The 5,430-nt window shown below is 67.4% G+C and carries 8 protein-coding genes; 7 read left to right on the top strand and 1 reads right to left on the bottom strand.

Annotated elements, in window-relative coordinates:
• The 5 genes from ITJ40_RS16825 to ITJ40_RS16805 all read left to right on the top strand — a co-directional run.
• Positions 1-403, top strand: a 403-nt coding sequence (locus ITJ40_RS16825; RefSeq protein WP_194668174.1) for an HNH endonuclease family protein, incomplete at its 5' end; no start/stop codon positions are given.
• A 41-nt stretch (positions 404-444) separates the two neighbouring features.
• Complete coding sequence (locus ITJ40_RS16820; protein WP_194668173.1) at positions 445-627, top strand: hypothetical protein; 183 nt, start codon at positions 445-447, stop codon at positions 625-627.
• Positions 628-1,161, top strand: coding sequence for a hypothetical protein (locus ITJ40_RS16815; protein ID WP_194668172.1), 534 nt, complete (start codon positions 628-630; stop codon positions 1,159-1,161). It abuts the gene before it with no gap.
• A gap of 549 nt (positions 1,162-1,710) precedes the next feature.
• Positions 1,711-1,920 carry a hypothetical protein gene (locus ITJ40_RS16810; protein WP_228512808.1) on the top strand — a complete coding sequence of 70 codons (210 nt, stop codon included), beginning with the start codon at positions 1,711-1,713 and terminating at the stop codon, positions 1,918-1,920.
• 210 nt (positions 1,921-2,130) lie between these two features.
• Complete coding sequence (locus ITJ40_RS16805) at positions 2,131-3,276, top strand: MFS transporter (protein ID WP_370532087.1); 1,146 nt, start codon at positions 2,131-2,133, stop codon at positions 3,274-3,276.
• A gap of 63 nt (positions 3,277-3,339) precedes the next feature.
• Here ITJ40_RS16805 and ITJ40_RS16800 read toward each other — a convergent pair whose 3' ends face one another.
• Positions 3,340-3,687 carry an Lsr2 family protein gene (locus ITJ40_RS16800; RefSeq protein WP_194668170.1) on the bottom strand — a complete coding sequence of 116 codons (348 nt, stop codon included), beginning with the start codon at positions 3,685-3,687 and terminating at the stop codon, positions 3,340-3,342.
• A 113-nt stretch (positions 3,688-3,800) separates the two neighbouring features.
• Here ITJ40_RS16800 and ITJ40_RS16795 point away from each other — a divergent pair, with 113 nt between their 5' ends.
• Both ITJ40_RS16795 and ITJ40_RS16790 read left to right on the top strand, forming a co-directional pair.
• Positions 3,801-4,217, top strand: coding sequence for a helix-turn-helix domain-containing protein (locus ITJ40_RS16795; protein ID WP_370532086.1), 417 nt, complete (start codon positions 3,801-3,803; stop codon positions 4,215-4,217).
• 305 nt (positions 4,218-4,522) lie between these two features.
• Positions 4,523-5,035 carry a hypothetical protein gene (locus ITJ40_RS16790; RefSeq protein WP_194668169.1) on the top strand — a complete coding sequence of 171 codons (513 nt, stop codon included), beginning with the start codon at positions 4,523-4,525 and terminating at the stop codon, positions 5,033-5,035.
• Positions 5,036-5,430 lie beyond the last annotated feature (395 nt).

Raw genomic sequence — 5,430 nt, 5'->3', positions numbered from 1 at the left:
GGTCACGTACACGAAGGCGGATCCCGGCTGCACCGTGGCCACGGGGCACCTGGCCGACGTCTACACGGGCCGCAGCATCGACTTCACCCGCGGGAAGGCGACGAGCGCGGCCGTGCAGATCGACCACCTCGTGGCCCTCGGGTGGGCGTGGCAGCACGGCGCCGCCGCCTGGACGCGGGAGCGGCGCGAGCAGCTCGCGACCGACGTCAACAACCTGCAGGCCGTCGATGGGCCGACGAACGAGGTGAAGTCCGACCAGGGGCCCGCGACGTGGCTTCCGCCGGCCGCCGGCTACGACTGCCTGTACGTCACCCGGTTCGCGTACGTGCTGAGCACGTACGAGCTCACGATCGACGACGCCGACCGTGCCGCGATCGACCGTACCCTCACCACCTGCCACTAACCTCTCGCCACATTGGCGAGGCTGAAACATCGCAAGGAAGGATGACCACGAACGAGAACACGACCCAGGAAGCGGACAAGTTCACCGCCTGGATGGACCGCAAGCGCCACAACCTGCGCCAGGATCTCGCCTCCATGATTAGGTGGAACGAGAGCCTGTGGCGTGCTGCCTGGGAGGCAGGCAAAGCCCTCCAGTGCAGGTGTCCCGCTGGCGGCGGCTTCTAAGTGCTGCACCCGAACGAGGCCATTCCCGAGTGGCTCCGCGCCAAGAGTGCCACGAACATCTGGCGTGACAGCGACACGCCTGCACCCATGCTCGTCGATGTCCCTTGCCGCCTCGGCGACTGGTTCACCTGGGCGGAGGAAAGCCCGGACGATCTCACGCTGGCCATGAGCGATCCCGTCGGGCCGCCGTCGATGCTCGCCGTCGCCGCGGTACAGCGAGCATGGGGGTTCGCGCGCGACCACGGCGCGATCCCGCTTCTCTGGATCGGGCTCGAGCCGACGGCCGGTCGCGGGTCCGTACTGGCAAGGCTTAAAGGGCTCTACGTTGTCTTTCGCAGCGAGAACCCCGTCGGCGTGACGGGCGGCATCGACCGCATCGTCGGGTTTCGAGGCGAGTCCGCTCCCGTGCATGGCTTCGACCTCGACGAGGTACGGGACAAGGCGCTGTGGTTCGACAACCCCGAGGGGTCGACCGACGGTTCAGCGGTCTTCTGGGATTGGACGACGCATCACCCTGAGCGGGGATGGCTGTGAGCGCCTGTGTGTCGTCCGGCGTGCGCGCAGGTCAGGCGTAGTTCGTGCTGCCGCGGCTCTGCGGGTAGTGGGGTTGGTCGAGGAGCACGTGTGCGCTTCTCTCACGGGAAGTTCCCCGTCTGCTTTAACCTCGCCGCAGATTCGAGGTACTTGACAGAGAGCAATCGAATCTCGACGAGAGGCGGTTGACGCATATGAGACGAACAATCTACGCGGCGGGGCTGGTTGCGGTACTGACTCTTGGTTTGGCCGCTCCTGCACAAGCGCAATGGGGCCAGCAACCAATCAGCTACTGCTCATCGTCTGTGGGATGCTATATGTCGCACGGCCGCGCAGTGCACACGACATACGGACCCCGGTTGACACAGCGAGAAAAAGATTTGCAACTTCGGTGTAATCTGCGTATGGCTGGCACTGCCTTTGCCGGTGCCGGGGGCATCATGTCCCTCAACTGGCCCGCGATCATCGGGGCTGCCTTCAACGGCGGGGAAGCGCTCCAGGGGGTCTGCAAAGAGTTCTGGAATGCAACATCGAGATTTAGGCACTGACATGGAATTCAAAATGCTGGTTCAAATACTGCTTGGAGTGGTTGGCGTCGGTCTCATCGCGCTGTCGTGGCCTCATGGGGCGGCGAGCGATGCCTCCACCTGGTGGGGCGTAGCAGGCGGAGTCCTCATCGTGATCGGTGCTGTCCTCGCCATCATCCGCACGCGCCAGGCCACGAACGTCGCACGCGACGCACGGGACGAGCAGCTCTAAGGGCAACCGGCCCCGACGAGTAGTGCACTGTGGCGGGTGGCCTTCGGGTTACCCGCCACAGACCGTGAACGCGCGCGTCCGTCGGAAGGCATGCGAGTCATAGACGAAAGCAATCGCTCAGCGATGGAGCTAAAGTGCCCGAGCATGACGATCAGCGCGACTGCCACGCGTCCCTCGGAGCCCTTGTTCTCGCGGCGGTTACTGTCGAGCGTGACGCTCGCGAGCGGCGCCGGCCAGGTCGTGGACTTCGCCTTGCCCCTGTTCGCCGGAACCGTGCTCGGCCTCACGGCCGCGCAGACGGGGGCGCTTCTAGCGGCCGGGCTTGCAACGTCCTTCCTGCTGCGCCCGCTCGGCGGCGTGGCCGCCGACCGGCACGACCGGGCCACGATCGCTGCGGCGTCCGCCCTGGTGCTAGGCGCCGGCTACGCGCTCGTCGCCACCGCGAGCACCTTCCCCGTCGTCCTCGCCGGCGTGCTCGTCTCGCGGGCCGGTGGCGCGTTCCTGTGGGTCGCGCTGCGCGCGACTGCGGGCGCCCGCCACAGTACGGATCCGCGGGCGTTTTCTCGGCTCATGTCGGCCGAGGAGCTCGGGTCGTGGGTCGTCCTCGCGCCGGCGATCGGCCTCCTTGCTGCGGCTGGCTACGCGCCGACCTTCGCTGCGGCAGCGGCGTGCGCGTTCGTCGCCGGGCTGCTGTTCGCCTTGAGCAGGTGCCGGGCGTCGACGCCGGGGAGTGGCGACGGAGACGCCGTCCGAGCGGCGCCGCGCGCGGGGGCCGTCGTCCGCGAGCTCGCGTGGCGGCTGCGGCCGCTCCTGGTCGTGGTGACGGTCATCGGGACAGCGGAGGCCGCGGTCGGGTTGCTCTTGGTGCTGCACCTGCAGCGCGAGCTCGGCCTCGAGCCCCTGGCCATCGCGTGGGTGTCGCTCCCGGGTGGGATCGCCCTCGCGGTCGCACCGCCTTACCTGCACCGGCTCACGGTCCGGTACGGGCGCACGCCCGTCCTCGTCGCCGCGGCCGTCGCGGGCGCCGCGTTCGCTGGCGGTCTCGCGCTCGCCCGGGATCCCGTGACGATCGCCGTCCTCTGGATCCTGTCGGCGCTCGCGCTGGCCGCGATCCTGCCGATCGAGCAAGCCGCCCTCACCGAGGCCGCCGGCGTCGCCCGCATCGGGCGCGCACTGGGGCTCTACGAGGCCACCACGCTCCTGGCCGCCGCCCTCGGGAGCTTTGCCGCGGGGATCCTCTACGACGCCGTGCCATGGGCGGCCGCGTGTGGGACGTTGGCGGCCGTGATCCTCGCCGGCGGGCTCCTGCTCCCATCGACCATCCGCCGGCTGGCACCGGCGTCGGCCGCCGGCTGACCCACCGACGAATGAGAGGGCCGCCCCCGTGCCGGGTCGGCCCTCTCATTCGTCGTGTGCGTGCTACTTGTTGGCGCGGTATTCCTCGAGCAGATCCGCGGAGATGCGGCCGCGCTCGGAGACCTTGTGGCCGTGCTCGCGAAGCCATTCGCGGGCGGCGCTGAGGTCTTCCTTCGGGCCTGTGCTCGAGGAGCGCCGGGCGGGGCCTTTCCCGGCCGCCGCGCGGCCGACGCGGCGGCCCTTCTCGATGTAGTCATCGAGCGCGGTCCGCAGCTTCGCGGCGTTGTCGTCGCTGAGGTCGATCTCGTAGTTGACGCCATCGAGCGCGAACGGGACGGTCTCGCCGTGGCCTTCCTCGATCTGCGTGCCGTCGATGTCGTCAACGAGCGTGGTCACTACTTTGCGGGCCATCTATCTTCCTCCCCAAGCGGATCCAGCGCCTGTTGACGCGAGTGTTCCCACCATAACTCTCTATGTCGTGATTCGCGACAACGACGCACGCGCAGTTCTCAAATCATGCAAACGTGACCGATTCGGACGTCTGGGACGAGATGCCCAGCACGCTGCGATCCCGCGACTTGCGGGATCTGCTGCGTATTCGTCAAACGACGGCGAGCCTCTGGTTCTGGCAAGGGAGGATTCCTGGATACCTGATAGGCCACTCGTGGATTGCGTTCCGGTCGGAGGTGAGGGAGTGGCTTGAGTCGACGGCGAACGGACCGGTCCGGACGCACGAGCCGGACCCGGATCCTCTCGACGCGTACGGCGACGTCCTCACGGTCAGCGAGGTGGCAGGGCTGTTTCGGATGAGCCGGCAGGGCATCACCGGCTGGCTCCGCCACGGCGTGCTCCGTGGCCGTTTCGATGGGCGGCGCTGGTCGGTCGAGAAGTCCGCGATTCGTGACCTGCTGCGCGAGGGTAGCGACCAACCGCGTGCCTGACTCAGGCACACGTCGGCCTCGATGGGGTCCACGGGGGAGCGTGCGGGATCTCGGACGAGCCACCACAGATGCAACCCCCTGCCGTGTCCCCCGTTCGGGTTGCTATCCCTGGCTAAAGGGGTCGGTCGTCATGGTCAATGTCATTCTCAGCGTGGTTCTTGAGCCGCTCGTGATCGCGGCAATCGGAGTGGTCATCCGCCGGATATGGCGTTGATCCGATCGCTCAGCGGACGCCGTGCAGGGGCTGCTCTACTTCGGGGGGGGGGGGGATCTTCGGAGCCGCCATCGCGATGCCGGCACCGTCGGTGCTGCTCGTCGTATTCAGAGTCGGCATGCTCATACGCGCGGTGTCCATGGCGATGACGGTCTGGCTGTATGTCGCGGACTGGATCGGTGATTGCCGTGATGCTCGGGGCCAGCTGCTCAACGGTTTCCCGCCGCGTCCGCGACCGATCCGGGGCGGGTGGGTCATCGCGCTCGGCGTGCTGGCGTTCGTGGCGTCGATGACGGTTGTGTGTGTCGCCGAGCTCCTCGTCGTGTGGGCGGCGGCCGTGATCGTCATCGCGTCGATCACCGCGAGCTCCTTCTACGAGGTACTCACGCAGACCACCGTAGGGTTCCTCGCCGCGTCCGGTGTGCTCGGTGCCATCGTTGCCGGCGCCGTGCAGATCCGAGCGCTCCGGACGATCCGGCAGTGGGAGGACCTCACGGAGGGCATCGAGCGCCGCGTCCGAGTAGCTGCCGTCGAGGTAGCCGAAGCCGCTCTAGCGACCGCGACCTTGCCGTCGAGGACTGAGGAGACGCGCGTGACGAGCTGAGCCGCCGTGTGGACCCCGTCACGCTGGTAGCGGGATCACGAGATCCGGGTGGTTGTTCCTCACGCTGTTCACGTCCCGGGACACCTCGTAGTGCTCCAGGCCGTGCACGACCTGGAATGACTCGCGGTCGAGGAGCTTGAGCAGGACCTCCGCCGGTGCGAAACATCTCGGCGGTACGCGCAACTTGGGGCTTGGATCTACCGTTCGCTGTGTGTGTCTTATATGTAAGCGCGAGCAAAGGGGCTCGCCAAAGTATCATGCGGTGTAAGCAGTAACGCCCCGGGTAATTAGACCTACCCGGGGCGCTACCGATTTTACCTGGGGCTGGACTTGGTGTCCGGTCCCGGGTGAGGTGCGGACTTGGTGTCCGTGCCTCGTTGTGGTTGGCCAGGGAA

Source organism: Clavibacter sp. VKM Ac-2872 (assembly GCF_015351105.1).
Taxonomy (GTDB): domain Bacteria; phylum Actinomycetota; class Actinomycetes; order Actinomycetales; family Microbacteriaceae; genus Clavibacter.
This window is presented reverse-complemented; position numbering and strand designations above follow the sequence as displayed.